Raw genomic sequence first — 16,243 nt, forward strand, 5'->3', positions numbered from 1 at the left:
CCGGGGAGCGGCCGCTATAGTCCCGCCTCCTTCGCACTTCCCGCTGTTCCGTCGCGCGCCATGCCCATCGCCGACCTCCGCGCGGCGATCGACGCCGAGATGGCCGCGACGCCCGAGTTCTACGACTTCAAGGTCCTGCAGGCCGTGGCCGACGGCGCGCTCTGGCGCGTGATGCTCGAGCCCGGCTATGTCTACGCCGAAGGACAGCGGCCCGGCCAGTCATCGGCGCAGACGCTGCTCGACGATCGCCTGGAGGGCGCCTCCGCGTGGTGGGGCGCGCCGGTCAAGGGCGGCGCGAGCGTGCTCGCCGTGCTGGCGGGCGAGGACCAGCTCGTGCTGAAGGACGCCAGCTCGCCGCCGCCCGGCGAGGGCCATCTGATCCGGCTCTATCCGCCGCGCTTTCTCAAGGCCATCGCGGACGCCTGGGCCGATGACGGCTGGGCGCAACGCGCCGCCGCCTGCTGGCCGGGGCTCGCGCGGCCGGGCCGCGTGGCTCAGGCGCCGGTGCTCGACGGCTCGCCGTTCCGGTGGCTGCGCGCGGCGCAACGCGAGGCGCTCGGCCTGGTGGCCGCCGACAACGCCTTCCTCTGGGGACCGCCCGGCACCGGCAAGACGACGACGCTGGGCGTGCTGCTGGCCGAGTACCTCGACCGCCGGCCCGAGGCGCGCGTGCTGCTGCTCTCCACGACCAATCACGCGGTTGATCTCGCGACGCTGGCCGTCGACAAGGCGCTGCAGAAGGGGCGGCGCGAGGCGCTGCGCGGCGCCGTGCAGCGGCTGGGCTCGCGCTTCGACGCGGCGGCCTACGCGGGGCGGGGGCATCTGATTCCCGAGAGCGGCACGCCGTCGCCGCAGGTGCTGCGCAGATGCCGCCTCGCGACGATGACCACCACGCGCGCCGCCTTCACGCTCAAGACGCTGCGCGAGCTCCGCGACGATGGCAAGCCGCCTTTCGACCTGCTGGTGTTCGACGAGGCCAGCCAGGTGAGCCTGGCCCATGCGCTGGCGCTGATGCCGCTGGGCCGCGCGCGGCTGTTCGCGGGCGATCCGCAGCAGCTCTCGCCAGTGCTGCGCAGCGAGGACCGGCTCGCGCGGACCTGGCTCGGGCGCTCGCCCTTCGCGGCGATGCCCAAAGGCGCGCCCGCGACGGGCGCGCCGGTCTCGGTGGCAATGCTCGACGAGCAATCCCGCATGGCCGCGCCCATCGGTGCGCTGGTCAGCGATCTGTTCTACGACGGCGCGCTGCGCGTCGCGGCGGACGCGCTGGCCTCGGAGGACTGGGGGAGGGCGCGGGCACGGGTGCTCGGCGACATCCCGGCCGACGTCCACGTGAAGGTGCATCGCGTCACGCGCGAGGGCGGCTGGTCGGCGAAGGACCGTGGCCCGGTGCGGCGCGAATCCGCCGGCGCGATCGCCACGGCCATCGCCGGGGCGCTCGCCAGCGGGGACTGGCAGCCGGAGGAACTCATCGTGCTGACGCCGTTCCGCGCGCAGCGGGCGCTGATCCGGCAGCGGCTCGCGGCGCTGGGCGTGGACGAGCGGGTTCGCGTCAGCACCGTGCACCGCGCGCAGGGCAGCGAGGCGCCGGTGGTGTTCTTCGATCCCGCCGACGGCACCCAGCCTTTCCTCCAGACCGAGGAGGCGCGGCGCCTGCTCAACGTGGCGCTCAGCCGCGCGCAGGCGAAGGTGGTGATCTACCTGTCGTCGGCCGACCTGACGAATGAGGTGCTCGCGCCCATCGTTCACCGGATGCGGCTGGCCGGCGATCCGCGCGAGGCGGCGCCGCTGCTGGAACTGGCGAAGGCGGACGATTTCCCGTTCAACACGAAGGGGCGGCGCGTCGCGGCGGGGCGGCTGGTGGGCGAGGTCGACCGCATCGCGCCCGATGGCGCGCGCTTGTGGGTCATCAACGAGAAGAGCGGCAACGAAGTGCCCATCGACGCCGCGTTCTGGCGCGAGCGCGCCCGGCAGTGAGCGCCGGGCGGCGAGGCCGCAATACCGCGATATCGCCGCCCAATGAAAAACGCCCCGCGTGCGGGGCGTTTCGGCTCGGGTCGAGAGGGGCTCAGACCGGGACGCGGCGCAGCATCTCGACGCCGACATCGCCGTTGGCGACTTCGCGCAGCGCGGTCACGCCGGGCTTGTTCTTGGACTCCAGCTTGGGCGCGTGGCCTTGGCTCAGCATGCGGGCGCGGTAGGTCGCGGCGAGCACCAGCTGGAAACGGTTCGGGATCTTGGTCAGGCAGTCTTCGACGGTGATGCGGGCCATGCTGGTTCCTGCGGGAGAGGGTTATTCGATCAGGTCGAGCGCGCGGAACACGGTCGACCGGTTGCGGCGCTGAGTCGCGTATTTTAGCCGTTGCGCCTGGACGATCGCTTTCAGGTCGAAAAGCGCCGTTTCGAACACGGCATTGATGACCACGAAATCGAAGTGCCGGGCCTGCGCGACCTCGTCGCGGGCGGTCTTCATCCGCTTGGCGATGACCTCGTCGGCGGTGTCGCCGCGGCGGAGCAGGCGCTGCTTGAGCTCGTCCCAGCTGGGGGGGAGGATGAAGATCAGCACCGCATGAGGGAACAGCTGCTTGATCTGGAGGGCGCCCTGGTAGTCGATCTCGAGGACGACGTCGTCGCCGTGTTCCAGGCGGGCCTCGATGGCCGCGCGGGAGGTGCCGTAGAGGTTGTCATGGACCGTGGCCCACTCGAAGAACTCGCCGCGGTCGACCATGCCGCGGAACTCGTCCTCGGTGACGAACAGGTATTCGCGGCCGTGCTGCTCCTGGCCGCGCGGGGCGCGGGAAGTGTGCGACACGGAGACGCTCAGCTTGGCGTCCAGTTCCAGCAGCGCCTTGACAAGGCTGGATTTGCCGGCGCCGCTCGGCGCGGCGACGACGAAGAGATTGCCCGGGTATTCCATCGGGCGATTTTATGGGAGGCGGTGTGAAGAGCCCGGCAGGACGGCCTGGCTGAGAGCCAGCACTAGTTCACGGCCTCAAGGCAAAGCTTCGAGCCGGCGGAGCCACTCGTCGAAATGCGGACAGGCGGCACGGATGGCGTCGATACCGATCTCGCAGGCGATCAGCGGCCCATGGACGGTCTTCTCAAACGTCGGAAACGCAGCTTTGATCCGTTTGGAGGGCGCGGTGCCAGGGCCGTCGTTGATGTCTTCCGGCATGGCGGCGTGCCGGGCGGCCCGCAGTGGCTTCAGGATCGCATCGTCGTCGGTCCACTCTTCGAAGGCGTCGAGATCGGAGAACAGGACCGCCTCGAACTCGTGCACCAGCAGATGAGGCAGGAAGTTGCGCTGGCCGATATCGTCCGCTAGAGCCTGTTCCAGCACCTGAGCCTTGCGCCGACCATTTCGTTCCCTTGCGAAGGCTTCGCTCCGCATGCCGGGAAAGTCTTCCGGAAGCGCGTATAGATCGAACATCGTCGTCACATGCGCCGTCGGATCCTCCTTGCACTTCTGCTCAATCTGCCACCGGACCTTGCCGTAGCTGACGATGCCGCCTTTCGACGCCGGACCGGTGCTGACGACGATGGCGTTCAGATAGGTCTCGGACGCGCTGTAGTGAGGCTCGAGAAGCTCGCGCACGAAGGCTTCTTCCGTCTGACCTTCCACCAGGACGTGGATACGCTTCATCGGCCGGGCCTTCCCCCAAGGAGATTCTTCTGCCACAGGTCGCCCAGGCTGTACTGCGCCAACCATTCCTTCAGCGCGTGCACATCCAGCCGCTTGAAGCGGGAGGCGCCTTGATGCTTGTCCACGATGATCAGATCCTCGGCTTGGAACTCATCAACCAACGCGACCGATTGCGTGGAGATGATCAGTTGCCGCGTATGCGAGAGCGACTTCATGAGCCCGGCGAGCACCTGGACCGCGAACGGATGGAGACCAAGTTCGGGTTCGTCGATCAGCAGGGTGCTTGGCATGAGCGCTTCCGGTTGGAGGAGAACCGTCGCGAGACACATGAATCGCAGCGTGCCGTCCGAGAGCGCGCTCGCCGTGAACGGTTCGGACTGGCCGGCCTCGGTCCACTCCAGCTGGATCGTCTTCTCGTTGCCGACGACCGGACGCAGGTGGAAGTCGCCGAAGTAGGGAGCCACCAGCCGGATCACCTTGACGATCCGGCCGTAGTGCTCGGGGTGAACCTGCTTCAGCATCAGGAGATATGCGGCCAGATTGCGAGCGTCGTCCTGCAGGCGCACGTTGTTGTGGATGTTGTGGACCTGTTTGACTCTGGCCGATGGGCCGGTGTCATGGAAGTGATAGACCGTCCATGAGCGCATGGAGCGCAGAACGCTGTCGAGCGCGTTGCCATTGCCGTGACTGTCGTAGAGATGAGCCTGGGATTCCAGGTAACCCTGGCTGGTCACCTCGACGCCATCGAGGATGCCGACCACTTCGCGACTGAATGCGAGGCGGTTGTCGACCGTGGCCTCGAGCGAAAAACCGTAGCGCGCGCCTTCTGAAAACTCGATGGTGCAATCGAGCTGGTCGGTGACTTTGCGTCCGAACCTGAGCACGGCATCCGCACCGCCCGCCAGCGTGACGCTTCGCTGCAGCTGCTGCCCGATCACCTCGTTGACGAGCCGGAAGAACCCGATGAAATTGGATTTGCCCGCTCCGTTCGCGCCGATCAGGACATTGAGCGACCGGAGTTCGAGGTCACATTCGCCGATGGACTTGTATCCGCGCAGCAAAAGGCGCGAGATTCGTCCGGAATCCTGGGTGCGGGAGTTGGAGGCCATGCCGCATTGTCCTTCGCCGCAAGAGGGCTGCCCACAAAGCACCCTCAGATCACCCGGCAAGCCGGAGTGGGGCGCATCGCCGCCCAACGCGCGCACCGATGACCTGCTGGACGCTGGCGAATCCAGCGGCGGCGAACCCGGCCGCGCCGTCTCGTCGTCGGCGCTGGAGGGCGCGCAAGGCGTCGAGGCGCTCAAGCGCCAGGAGCGGCCGGAGCTCGGCCTGCCCAGCGACACCAGCAACGACGCGGACCGTGCCCGCCCCGGTCTGGGCGACTTCGCGCGCGGCGCCTGAACCGGCCGCGGGCGCCGGGCTCAGCCCGTCGACACCGTGATCCGCCGTGGCTGGGCATGCGCCTGCTTCGGGATCCGCAGCGTCAGCACGCCGTCCTTGACGCCGGCCTCGATGCGCGCCGCGTCGAGTTCGCGGCTCAGCGTGAACGCCCGGCGGAAGCGCGGGACCTTTACCTCCGCCCACAGGCCGCGCATGCCGGCCGGCGCCAGCACATCGGCCTCGCCCTCGATCCACAGCGTCTCGCCATCGAGCCGGACGTCCACGCGTTCGCGCGGCACGCCCGGCATGTCGGCCAGCAGCGTGATGCCGGCGGCGTCCTCGAGGATCTCGACCGCCGGCTCCGCGACGGCGCGGTTGTCCTGGCCGGAGCGGTCGCCGCGCGAGGCGGTCTCCGCGACGGCGTGTCGCTGCGTGTCGGCGGTCTCGCCGGTGCGGGTCAGTTGGGTGCGATCAGACATGGCAACTCCTTCCGATGCGGGGATCCGTTCATTGCACGTTGATGCGTTGGGGCTGGGCCGCTTCGCGCAGGCCGACGCTCACGCGCAGCACGCCGTCGCGGTAGTTCGCCTCCACGCTGCTGGTGTCGGCGTCGTCCGGCAGGCTGACGGCGCGGCTGAAGCGGCCGTGCCAGCGCTCGGCGGCGTACACCTGCACCGACTCGTCCTGGGCGCGGCGCGTGGGCTTGCGCTCGCCGGACAGGCGCAGCACGCCGCGCTCGACCGTCACGTCGATGGCCTCGGGCTCGAGGCCCGGTGCGAAGGCGTAGACCTCGATGGACCGCTCGGTGCGGCCGACGTTGATCGGCGGGAAGCTCCCCGCCGCCGACGAGCGGATGCCGTCGGCGAAGCCGTCCGGCGCCAGCGAGCGCGACAGCGCCTGTTGCAGCTGCGCCAGCTGATCGAGCAGGCCGCGAGGCCGATGGAATGCGGGATCGAACATGAAAGACCTCCTTTCCTGGGTTGAGGGAGCCGGCGGCCGCCGCCGGCACCGGTGCCCCGATGGGGCGAAGACCATCCCCGAGGCGGGCGCGGGCGCGCCTGCCGCGGTCGATCGGATGCGGCGCGGGTCAGCGCTGCGGGGGATGCTCGCGAGCAGCGGGAGAAGCTGGAGACGCGCGAGAAGCAGCCGGCGGCGGGGAGGGCTCCCGCGCGAGCAGCGGCCGCGAGGGCCCCTTGAGGCGCCGCAGCGCGTCGCGTGCGATCAGGTAGGCCTGAAGCTGCGACAGGCTCAGTGGAAGGCGCGCCGGGCGCGAGGAGCGCCGCATGGGCGCGCGGGACGATTCAACTTGCTGCTTGGCCATGATCCAGGTCCTCATCCGAATCGAGTGATGGCTTGACGAGCCGGATTTAGGAACTGCGCGCGCCCGCTTCAAGGGTCTAAAAATCAGTAGAAACCCTGATATGTACTGCGGTCACTAATCGGCGCAATGCGCCGCGAATGCGACGATGGCCTGCGCGAGCTCGGGCGCGCGCTCCTCGGCGATGTGATGTCCGCAGTCGAACACCACCTCCTGCACCGGATGCGCGCACCAGCGCGCCCACACCGCGGCAGGCTTCCCATAGAGCTCACCGAGGTCATCGCCGCTGGCCCAGCCCAGCAGCATGGGGCAGGCGACTTGGCGCCCCGCCCGCACATCGGCCAGCTCGTGCTCCCGGTCCACCCCCAGCCCGGCCCGGTAGTCCTCCAGCATGGCGGACACGGTGGCCGGGTCGTGGATCGCGCGTTGATAGTCCTCGAAGGCCTCGTCGCCCATCTGCTGCCGCTTGCGTTCCGGCGCGCCGTACCAGGCATTCGGATCGGCGTTGATCGCGGCCTCCGGCTTGTCCGGCTGGGCGAAGAAGAACCAGTGCCACCATCGCTGCGCGAACCGCGCGTCGCAGCGGCCCAGGGCCTCCGAGATCGGCACCGCCTCCAGGATCACCAGGCCGCACACCAGCTCCGGATGGTCCAGCGCCAGCCGCAGCGCGACATACGCCCCCCGGTCATGCCCGGCCACGATAAAGCGCCGATGGCCTCGGCTCGTCATGAGCTCCGCCATGTCGCGCGCCATCGCGCGCTTGCTGTACGGCGCATGCTCGGCGTCGGTGGGCGGCTTGCTCGACCGCCCATAGCCGCGCAGGTCCGGACAGATGACCTGGAAATCTCCTTGGAGCCGCGCCGCCACGGCATGCCAGGTCGCGTGGGTGCGCGGATGCCCGTGCAGCAGCAACAGCGGCAGGCCGCCTGCACCGCCGGAGCGGCACCAGAGCGTCGCGCCCGACAGGGCCACGTGTTGCGCGGAGAAGCCGCTGAAGAACCGGTCCTCGCTCGATGCTTCAGACATGCACGACTCCGTCTCCCGGGCGGCAAAGAGGCCCGTCGATGCCCTGCGGCACGCGGCATGCCCAGGCGCCATTCGCGGGTGACTGGCGGGGCGGCTGTTCGTCCGGCCGGTTCGGTCTATGCTTGGCCCACCCACGGCAGGCGAGAGTCACTTCGCAGGAGAGGAACCCCTCATGACGCAGTGCCCGGCACCCGGTACATCCGACCCCCGCTGGTACCAGCGCCTGTTCGAGGCCAACCCGGTGCCGATGTGGATCTACGACCTGCAGACGCTGGCCTTCCTGGACGTCAACGAGGTCGCCTGCCAGAAATACGGCTACTCGCGCGACGAGTTCCTGTCCATGACCATCCGCGACATCCGCCCGCCCGAGGACGTCAGCGCGGTGGAGCAGTCGGTGCTGCTGACGCCGCCCGAGGTCTTCAACAGCGGCGTGTGGCGTCACCGGCTGCGCGACGGGCGGCTGATCTACGTCGAGATCACCTCGCACGAGCTGACCTACAACGGCCGCGCCGCCCGTTTCGTGGCGCCGCTGGACGTGACCGAGCGGGTGCTCGCCGAGACCGCGCTGCGCCAGCTCAACGAGGAATTGGAGCGCCGCGTCGCGCAGCGCACCGAGCAGCTCGAGACCAGCAACCGCGAGCTGGTGGCGGCCACCCGCGCCGCCGAGCGGGCCAGCCAGTCCAAGAGCGAGTTCCTCACCCGCATGAGCCACGAGCTGCGCACGCCGCTGAACGCGGTGATCGGCTTCTCGCGCCTGCTGGCCGAGCCCGGCCACGGCTTTCCGGCCGAGCGTCAGGCCCAGTTCAACGGCCACATCCTCCAGGCCGGCGAACACCTGCTGACGCTCATCAGCGAGTTGATGAACCTGGCGCGCATCGAGGCCGGCAAGGTCGAGCTCGACCTGCAGCCGCTGGCGCTGCATGCCGTGCTGGCCGAATGCGCCGCGATGATCGAGCCGCAGGCCCAGGCGCGCGGCTTGAAGACCCGCTTCGCCACGCCGCCCGAGGACCTGGCCGTCGTGGCCGACCGCACGCGGCTGAAGCAGGTGCTGCTCAACCTGCTGTCCAACGCGGTGAAGTACAACCGCGCCGACGGCGAACTCACGCTGGCCGTGCGGTCCGCTGATCGCCAGCACCTGCGTGTCGAGGTGAGCGACCGCGGCCACGGACTCGCGCCGGAGCAGGTCGCCCATCTCTTCGAGCCCTTCAATCGCCTCGGACGCACGCAGGAAGGCCCCGGCGGCGTCGAAGGCACGGGCCTCGGCCTGGTGGTCACCAAGCATCTTGTCGAGTTGATGGGCGGCCGCATCGGCGTGGACAGCACGCCCGGCCAGGGCAGCACCTTCTGGATCGATCTCGTCGTCAAGGAAGGGGGTGAGGCCGCCGCCGCGGCCGACACGCCCATCGCCGCGCCGCCGCAGCGCGCCGCCGACACGCCCGGTCATCACACCGTGCTGCTCGTGGAAGACGACCTGCCCAGCCAGGAACTGGTGCGCGCGCAGCTGTCCCCGCGCGAGGACCTGCGCCTCATCACCGCCAGCAATGGCCGCGAGGGCGTGGCCCTGGCCATCGCGCATCGGCCCGCGGTCATCCTCATGGACAACTGCATGCCCGAACTCACGGGACATCAGGCCTTCGAGCTGCTGGCGCAGGACCCGCGCACCGCCGGCATCCCCGTGGTCGCCGTCAGCGCGGGCGCGGAAACCGCGGCGGCCAGCGACACCGCCATCCCGTGGTTCCGCCGCGTCGCCAAGCCCTTCGGGCAAGGTGACCTGCTGCGGGCCATCGATGCGGCGATCCGGCGCGAGCCTTGAGTCAGAAGCGGTGGAGCCGCCCGGCTTCAGCCCAGATCCACCACCAGCCGGGGACCACGTGCCCGCGAGCAGCACGGCAGGAACTGGTCGTTGGCCGCCTGCTCCTCGGAGGTGAGGTAGAGGTCGCGATGCTCCGGCTCGCCCGCGACCACACGCGTCAGGCAGGTGCCGCAGACGCCCTGCTCGCAGGAGGTCAGCAGCGGCACGCCCGCGGCGATCAGCGCGTGCGCGGCGCTCTGTCCCGCCGCCACGGGGATGACGCGGCCCGAGCGCAACTCGATCTCGAACGGACGATCCTCGTCCGGTGGCGGCGCCTGGGGACCGGCGAAGAACTCGTGATGCACCCGCTCGCCCGTCCAGTCCAGTTGCTCGGCGGCATCGGTGACGGCATCGATCAGGCGCCGGGGACCGCAGACGTACACATGCGTGCCGGCCGCCTGCTCAGCCAGCAGCGCGCGCACGTCCAGCCGGTCTGGCCCGACATGGAAGCGGGCCGCGCCGGCCCAGGCGCTGGCCTCGATCTCGGCGCGGAACGCGGCGCGCCCGGCGTCGCGCGCCGCGTAGTGCAGCGCGAAGCTCGCCCCTTCACGCGCGAGCTGGCGCGCCATCGCCAGCAGCGGCGTGATGCCGATGCCGCCAGCGATCAGCAGGCTGTGGCGCGCCGCCGGCGCCAGCGCGAAGTGATTGCGCGGCGCGCCGATGCGCAGCGTCTGGCCCGGCGCCAGCTGTTCGTGCACCGCGCGCGATCCGCCGCGCGAGTCCGCCGCCAGCTGCACGCCCAGCACGTACTGGCGCGCGTCGGCGGGATCGTTGCTGATCGAGTACTGACGCACCAGACCGCCCGGCAGATGCACGTCCACATGCGCGCCGGCCGTGAAGGCGGGCAGGGCGCCACCGTCGGCCGCGACCAGGCTCAAGGCGCAGACGTCCCGCGCGACCGCGGTCTTGGCCAGGACGCGGACAGGGATCAGGTCGCTCATGCCTGCGCCGCCATCAGACGTTCGATGACCTTGCGCGACTGCACGCCGCCGCCATCGATGTTCAGCATCAGCAGCTGGCGCTGCGGCCAGGCCAGCAGGTTCTGCTGCTGGCGCTCCAGCATCTCCTGGTCCTCCGCGAAGATCCGGCCCTGGCCCTCGCGGATCTGCTCGGTGAGCGCCTCGTCGCGCGGCTTGAACCGGCGCGCCATGCCCCAGAAGTAGTGGATGGAGGTATCCGTCTCCGGGGTGATGAAGTCCACCACCCAGCTCGCCGCCTTGACCTCGTCGGGCGCCTCATGGCCGCCGTGGCCGGCCAGCGCCACGCCGACCTCGATCATGATGTGGCTCGGCGGCGTGAAGTGGCAGATCTGCCAGCGGTCCACCGGCTGGTCGTGCGGCAGGCCGTTCATGCGCAGCGCCATCTGCCAGAACGGCGGCGCCTCGATGCCCCGCATGTGGCGCTCGGTGATCACATGGTCGCCGTCGACGCGCGTGCTGCAGGGGATCTCGTCGATCTCCTTCTGGCCGATGCTGCCCGCATGCACGTAGGTTTCGTGCGTGAGGTCCATCAGGTTGTCGATCATCAGCCGGTAGTCGCAGGCGATGCGGTACAGGCCGCCGCCATAGCCGAAGGCCGGATTGCCCAGCCACTCGAAGGCCGGCAGCGCGGCCAGGTCGGCGCGCGCGGCGTCGCCCGGCCAGACCCAGATGAAGCCATGCGCCTCATGGACCGGGAAACTGCGGATGGCCGGGAAGCCGCGCACGCGCTGGCAGGGCATGGACACCGTCCTGCCATCTCCGCCCATGGCCAGGCCGTGGTAGCCGCAGACCAGCGTGTCGCCGGCCACGCGGCCCAGCGACAGCGGCGCGCCGCGGTGGGGGCAGAAGTCCTCCACCGCGTGGACCGCGCCGGCGCTGTCGCGGAAGAAGGCCATCGCGTGGTTGCAGATCTTGCGGCCCAGCGGCTGGCCGCCGCCGACCTCGTCGCTGCGCGCGGCGACGTACCAGGTGTGGGTGAGGAACATGGTGCGGGTCTCCTTGCGCGGTCAGCGCGGCGCCATGCGCAGCGCGCCGTCGAGGCGGATGACCTCGCCATTGAGGTGGCCGTTGGCGACGATGTGCGCGGCCAGCGCGGCGAACTCCTCGGGCAGGCCCAGGCGCTTGGGGAAGGGGATGGATGCGGCCAGACTCTGCTGGACCTCCTCGGGCAGCTCCTTCATCAGCGGCGTCGCGAACAGTCCGGGCGCGATGGTGCAGACACGCACGCCGAACTGCGCGAGGTCGCGCGCCAGCGGCAGCGTCATGCCGACGATGCCGCCCTTCGACGCGGCATAGGCCTCCTGACCCACCTGCCCGTCGAAGGCGGCGACCGACGCGGTGTTGACGATGACACCCCGTTCGCCGTCGGCCAGCGGTGCCAGCGCCGCGATGCGGCTCGCCGCCAGGCGCGTCATGTTGTAGGTGCCGATCAGGTTGATGCGCACCACGCGCTCGAAATCCTCCAGCGGCGCGGGCGACCCGTCACGCTGCACGAGGCGCTTGGCGGTGCCGATGCCGGCGACGTTCATCAGGATGCGGGCCGGTCCATGGGCCGCCGCCGCCGCGTCCAGCGCGGCGGTGACGGAGGCGGTGTCGGTGATGTCGCAGCGCAGCGGCAGCGCGCGATCGGCGCCGATGTCGGCGGCGACGCGCCGGGCGCCGGCGTCGTTGATGTCGAGCAGCGCGACGCGGACGCCCTGCGCGGCGAGCGCGCGGGCGACGGCTTCGCCCAGGCCGGAGCCGGCGCCGGTGACGAGGGCAGCTTGTCCAGAGAGGTTCATGGGAGCTCAGCGGTTGGGGGTGATGACGTCGGGATGGCCGTCGGCCGCCCCGTGCAGCAGCTCGACCAGCGCGGCGCGGCGGCTCAGCACCGCGCGCTGGTTGATCGAGCCCTTGTCGGTGATCTCGCCGCCGTCGATGGACGGCGGCTCGGCCAGCACCAGCAGCCGCGCCGGTCGGTTGGCGCTGCCGGTGCCTTCGGCCCAGAGCCGGTCGGCCAGGTCCTGGAAGAAGCCGCGCACGATCGAATGCGCCAGCACCTCGGCGGCCGGGGCGCTGTCGGGCAGCTCGGCCAGCCGGCGCGCCTCGCCCATGCGCGGCACGATCAGCAGGCCGATCTCGTCGCGGTCCAGGCCGGTGACGACTGCGTCGTGCACGCAGGGAAAGCCCAGCGCGATGACCCGGGCGCGCAGCGGCCCGACGCTGACGAAGGTGCCGGTGGACAGCTTGAAGTCCTCGGCCAGGCGTCCGTCGAACATCAGCCCCAGCGACGGATCGCCGGGATCGGCGGGCCGCGCCGCGTCGCCGGTGCGGTAGTAGCCCTCATCGTCGAAGGCCTCATGCGTGAGTTCCGGCTCGCGCCAGTAGCCGGGCATCACGTTGGGGCCGCGGAAGCGCACCTCGCGCTTGTCGCCCGCCGGCACCAGCTTCACGTCCACGCCGGGCATCGGGCAGCCGATGAAGCCGGGGCGGGAGTCCTCTGGGATGGCGAAGGTGCAGGTCGGCGCGGTCTCGGTCATGCCCAGCCCCGCGGCGAGGCGGATGCGCGCGCCGATGGCGGCCTCGGCCAGTTCGTTGAAGGCGTCCAGCGTCTTGGCCGACAGGCCGGCGCCGCCACATTCGACCAGGCTCAGCCGGCTGAAGAAATGGTCGCGCAGCGCGCTGTCGGCCCGCAGCGCCGAGACCAGTTCGTCATAGCCCTTGGGCACGTTGAAGAAGATCGTCGGCGCGACCTCGCGCAGGTTGCGCAGTGTCTCTTCGAAGCGGCCGGGCACCGGCTTGCCCTCGTCGATGTACAGGCTGCCCCCGTTGTAGAGCACGATGCCCAGGTTGTGGTTGCCGCCGAAGGTGTGATTCCACGGCAGCCAGTCCAGCGTCACCGGCGGCTCCTGCGCCAGGAAGGGCAGGGTCTGCAGCGTCATCTGCTGGTTGGCGCACCACATGCGCTGCGTCACGATCACGCCCTTGGGCGCCTTGGTCGAGCCCGACGTGAACATCAGCTTGACGATGGTGTCGGGACCCACCTGCGCATGGGCCGCCTCCAGCGCGGGCCCCGGCGCGGTGTCGAGCAACTCGTCGAAGCGCTCCGCCGCCCGGCCCGCCAGCCGGCCTTCGCCGAGCACGATGCGCGTGTCCCCGGGCGTGGCCGACAACGCGGCCTCGATGGCCGGCTCGTAGCTGGCGTCCGCCGCGTAGAGCGCGCCCGGCGTGGCCTTGGCCACGATGTGGCGCAGCCGGCCGAAGTCGGTCGAGACCAGCGAATAGGCTGGCGAGAGGCTGACGCTCGGGATGCCGGCCCACATCGCGCCCAGCATCAGGCTCAGGTGCTCGAGGTCGTTGTCGGACAGGATGACCAGCGGCCGCTCGACGCTCAGGCCGCGGTCCAGCAGCGCCTGGCCCAGCGAGCGCGCCCGCGTCAGCATGTCCGCGTAGCCGAGACGGCGCCATGCGCCGTCCGGGCCGCGCCTGGCCGCGAACAGCCGGTCCGGCGCGGTCCGCGCCCAGTGCGAGAGGCGCTCGCCCATGTGCCGCGGGTAGGGCGCCAGCGCTTCGGGTGAGCGCAGCACGAAACCGCCGTCGCCGCGGTGCTCGACCCGCGCGCGGTCCAGGCAGCCGCCGACAGCCACGGGGCGGTAGCGCGGCGTCATGACTTGAGGACCTTGGGGCTGCGCTTGTGCAGGAAGTCCTGCAGCCGCTGCTTGGCCACCTCATCGCCTTGGGCGATGGCCGCCATCAGCGATTCCATGAAGAGCCCGTCCGCCTGCGGCAGATCCGCGATGCGCGGCAGCGCCTGCGTCACGGCGAAGTTGGACAGCGGCGCGTTCTGCGCGATGCGCGCGGCCAGCTCGATGGCTTTGGCGACGGCCTGTCCGGCCGGCACCACGTACTGCGCCAGGCCGCGGCGCTCGCCCTCCTGGGCGTCCAGGACGCGGCCGGTGAGCATCATGTCGGTCATGCAGGCCACGCCGGCCAGGCGCGGGATGCGGGCCGAGCCGCCGCCGCCGACGAAGATGCCGCGCTGGCCCTCGGGCAGGCCGAAGTAGGCGGTCTCGTCGGCGACGCGGATGTGGGCGGCGGCCGCCAGCTCCAGTCCGCCGCCGACGACCGCGCCATGCAGCGCGACCACCACCGGCACGCTGCAGAACTGCAGCGCGTCCATGACCACATGCCAGCCGCGCGAGTGCAGCACGCCTTCGGCCACGCTGCGTTCGCTGAGGTCGGACAGGTCCAGACCGGCGCAGAAGTGCTCGCCTTCACCGCTGATCACCAGCGCCCGCGTCGACGCCGGCAGGTTGAGCAGCGCGGTGTGCAGCTGGCGGATCAGCGCCTCGTTGATGGCGTTGCGCTTGGCCGGGCGGTTCAGGCGCAGCCGGGTGATGGCGCCCGCATGCTCGATGAGCAGCAGGTCGAGCTGGGCCAGCAGACCGCTGGCGGGGAGGAAGTCGGTGGCGGCGTTCATGCGAGGGTCATGCGGAGGTCGATGCGGAGGTCGATGCGGCAAGGGCGGCGGCCAGGCCGCCCCAATGGTCGCGGAAGAGTCCGGCGTCCATGGTCTTCACACCGCGCATCAGCGGACGGAATTCCATGTGGGCCAGCACGTCGCGCTCGAGGTCGATGCCGGGTGCGATCTCGGTCAGCTCCAGGCCCTCCTCGCGCAGCGCGAAGACGGCGCGCTCGGTGACGAAGAGCACCTCCTGGCCGCGCCGCGCGGCATCGCGGCCGTTGAAGGTGATCTGCTCGACCTGCTCGACGAACTTGCGCGCGCGGCCTTCCTGGCGGATGTGGAGCGCGCCGTCCGAGACGGCAAGCTCGACGCCGCCCGCGGTGAAGCTGCCGCAGAACACCAGCCGCGGCGTCGAAGCCGTGATGTTGATGAAGCCGCCGCAGCCCACCGGGCGGCCGTTGAACTTGCTGACGTTGACGTTGCCGTGGCGGTCGGTCTGGGCCAGGCCCAGGAAGCTGCAGTCCAGGCCGCCGCCGTCGTAGAAGTCGAACTGCGAAGACTGCTCGATGATGGACTCGGGGTTGTAGGCCAGGCCGAAGTCGCCGCCCTGCGCGGGCACGCCGCCGTTCACGCCGCATTCGACGCTCAGCGTGAGCAGGCCCGCCACGCCTTCCTCGGCCGCCACCGACGGCACGCCGGCCGGGATGCCGATGCCCAGGTTGGTGACCGCGCCGGGCCGCAGCTCCATCGCGGCGCGGCGGGCGATGACCTTGCGCTCGTCCAGCGGCAGCGCCGGCACGCGGTCCAGCGGCACGCGCACGTCGCCGCTGAAGGCGGGATTGAAGGCCGTGGTGATGGTCTGCAGATGGTTCTCGGGCTGGGCGACGATCACGTAGTCCACCACCAGCCCGGGCACCTTCACGCTCTTGGGATGCAGGCTGCCGGCGGCCACCACCGCCTCGACCTGCGCCACGACGATGCCGCCGCAGGCGCGCGCCGCCTGCGCGATGGCGAGCTGCTCCAGCAGCACGCCTTCCTTGTCCATGCTGAGGTTGCCGCGCTCGTCGGCATAGGTGGCGCGGATGAAGGCGACGTCGATGCGCGGCGCGGGATGGAAGAGCCATTCCTCGCCCTCGAACTCGACCAGGCGCACCAGGTCCTCGCGCGACGCTGCATTCAGCCGGCCGCCTTCCTGCCGCGGGTCCACGAAGGTGCCCAGTCCGACCTTGGTCAGCAGGCCCGGCGAGCGGCTGGCGATGTGCCGCGTGAGGCTGGACAGCGAGCCTTGCGGGAAGTTGTAGGCCTCGACCTCGCCGGCATGGACCATGGCCATCATGGCCTTGCCGGTCTGCCCGAAATGGCCCGCGACGACGCGCTTGACCATGCCCGGGTGCGCCAGGTGCGTCATGCCGCCGCTGCCGGCGTTGCCGATGGCGCCGCAGGCCCAGGTGGTGAGCTGGCGCGGGTGGCCGGTGGCGAGGAAGTGGCGCTCCAGGCCCTGCAGCGCTTCCTCGGCCAGGCCCATCATGGCCAGGCCGCCGAGGAAGACGGTCGCACCGTCCTGGACGAGGGGGCCGACCTGGTCGGCGGTGATGATCTTCAT

Annotated in this window: 16 protein-coding genes; 3 read left to right on the plus strand and 13 right to left on the minus strand. The window is 70.6% G+C overall.

Translation table 11 applies throughout. From position 1 onward, the window contains the following. Positions 1-60 precede the first annotated feature (60 nt). Positions 61-1,974, plus strand: coding sequence for an ATP-binding protein (locus ABDW61_RS07230; protein ID WP_343637668.1), 1,914 nt, complete (start codon positions 61-63; stop codon positions 1,972-1,974). A gap of 91 nt (positions 1,975-2,065) precedes the next feature. On the opposite strand, the gene rpoZ is transcribed toward ABDW61_RS07230, so the two are convergent. The 4 genes from rpoZ to ABDW61_RS07250 all read right to left on the minus strand — a co-directional run bounded on the left by rpoZ (position 2,066) and on the right by ABDW61_RS07250 (position 4,749). Further along, entirely contained in the window at positions 2,066-2,269 is a 204-nt protein-coding gene (rpoZ, locus tag ABDW61_RS07235) for a DNA-directed RNA polymerase subunit omega (protein WP_058936171.1), read from the minus strand. 21 nt (positions 2,270-2,290) lie between these two features. After that, positions 2,291-2,914, minus strand: coding sequence for a guanylate kinase (gmk, locus tag ABDW61_RS07240; RefSeq protein ID WP_343637669.1), 624 nt, complete (start codon positions 2,912-2,914; stop codon positions 2,291-2,293). Between the two features lie 75 nt (positions 2,915-2,989). After that, a complete protein-coding gene (locus ABDW61_RS07245) occupies positions 2,990-3,640 on the minus strand; it encodes a DUF4276 family protein (protein ID WP_343637671.1) in 651 nt (216 codons plus the stop codon). After that, complete coding sequence (locus ABDW61_RS07250) at positions 3,637-4,749, minus strand: AAA family ATPase (RefSeq protein WP_343637673.1); 1,113 nt, start codon at positions 4,747-4,749, stop codon at positions 3,637-3,639. Before ABDW61_RS07250 ends, ABDW61_RS07245 begins: the two co-directional genes overlap by 4 nt. Between ABDW61_RS07250 and ABDW61_RS07255 the strand changes: the two genes are divergently transcribed. Next, positions 4,748-5,041, plus strand: a complete 294-nt coding sequence (locus ABDW61_RS07255) for a hypothetical protein (protein WP_343637674.1) — start codon at positions 4,748-4,750, stop codon at positions 5,039-5,041. The two genes, ABDW61_RS07250 and ABDW61_RS07255, sit on opposite strands and share 2 nt — an antisense overlap. Positions 5,042-5,061: 20 nt before the next feature. Here ABDW61_RS07255 and ABDW61_RS07260 read toward each other — a convergent pair whose 3' ends face one another. The 3 genes from ABDW61_RS07260 to ABDW61_RS07270 all read right to left on the minus strand — a co-directional run bounded on the left by ABDW61_RS07260 (position 5,062) and on the right by ABDW61_RS07270 (position 7,364). Then, a complete protein-coding gene (locus tag ABDW61_RS07260; RefSeq protein ID WP_343637675.1) occupies positions 5,062-5,499 on the minus strand; it encodes an Hsp20/alpha crystallin family protein in 438 nt (145 codons plus the stop codon). Between the two features lie 28 nt (positions 5,500-5,527). After that, positions 5,528-5,980: an Hsp20/alpha crystallin family protein gene (locus ABDW61_RS07265; RefSeq protein ID WP_343637676.1), complete on the minus strand. Its 453-nt coding sequence runs from the start codon at positions 5,978-5,980 to the stop codon at positions 5,528-5,530. Between the two features lie 475 nt (positions 5,981-6,455). Continuing rightward, positions 6,456-7,364: an alpha/beta hydrolase gene (locus ABDW61_RS07270; RefSeq protein ID WP_343637677.1), complete on the minus strand. Its 909-nt coding sequence runs from the start codon at positions 7,362-7,364 to the stop codon at positions 6,456-6,458. Positions 7,365-7,536: 172 nt separating this feature from the next. On the opposite strand from ABDW61_RS07270, the gene ABDW61_RS07275 reads away from it, so the two are divergent. Continuing rightward, positions 7,537-9,177 carry an ATP-binding protein gene (locus ABDW61_RS07275; RefSeq protein ID WP_343637678.1) on the plus strand — a complete coding sequence of 547 codons (1,641 nt, stop codon included), beginning with the start codon at positions 7,537-7,539 and terminating at the stop codon, positions 9,175-9,177. Positions 9,178-9,203: 26 nt separating this feature from the next. On the opposite strand, the gene ABDW61_RS07280 is transcribed toward ABDW61_RS07275, so the two are convergent. From ABDW61_RS07280 to ABDW61_RS07305, 6 genes are read right to left on the minus strand one after another with little or no spacing between them, the layout of a single operon-like run. Then, on the minus strand, positions 9,204-10,157 hold the full coding sequence (locus tag ABDW61_RS07280; RefSeq protein WP_343637680.1) for a PDR/VanB family oxidoreductase: 954 nt from the start codon (positions 10,155-10,157) through the stop codon (positions 9,204-9,206). After that, entirely contained in the window at positions 10,154-11,182 is a 1,029-nt protein-coding gene (locus ABDW61_RS07285) for an aromatic ring-hydroxylating dioxygenase subunit alpha (RefSeq protein WP_343637682.1), read from the minus strand. The genes ABDW61_RS07280 and ABDW61_RS07285 overlap by 4 nt, the downstream gene beginning before the upstream one ends. 21 nt (positions 11,183-11,203) lie before the next feature. Beyond that, positions 11,204-11,977 carry an SDR family NAD(P)-dependent oxidoreductase gene (locus ABDW61_RS07290; protein WP_343637684.1) on the minus strand — a complete coding sequence of 258 codons (774 nt, stop codon included), beginning with the start codon at positions 11,975-11,977 and terminating at the stop codon, positions 11,204-11,206. Positions 11,978-11,983: 6 nt separating this feature from the next. Continuing rightward, positions 11,984-13,843 (minus strand): feruloyl-CoA synthase, encoded by a 1,860-nt coding sequence (locus tag ABDW61_RS07295; protein WP_343637686.1) that lies wholly within the window; start codon positions 13,841-13,843, stop codon positions 11,984-11,986. Next, positions 13,840-14,655: a crotonase/enoyl-CoA hydratase family protein gene (locus ABDW61_RS07300; protein WP_343637688.1), complete on the minus strand. Its 816-nt coding sequence runs from the start codon at positions 14,653-14,655 to the stop codon at positions 13,840-13,842. Before ABDW61_RS07300 ends, ABDW61_RS07295 begins: the two co-directional genes overlap by 4 nt. A gap of 7 nt (positions 14,656-14,662) precedes the next feature. Next, a complete protein-coding gene (locus tag ABDW61_RS07305; protein ID WP_343637692.1) occupies positions 14,663-16,243 on the minus strand; it encodes a CoA-transferase in 1,581 nt (526 codons plus the stop codon).

Origin of the sequence: Roseateles sp. (genome assembly GCF_039595595.1) — a bacterium.
GTDB lineage: Bacteria > Pseudomonadota > Gammaproteobacteria > Burkholderiales > Burkholderiaceae_C > Roseateles.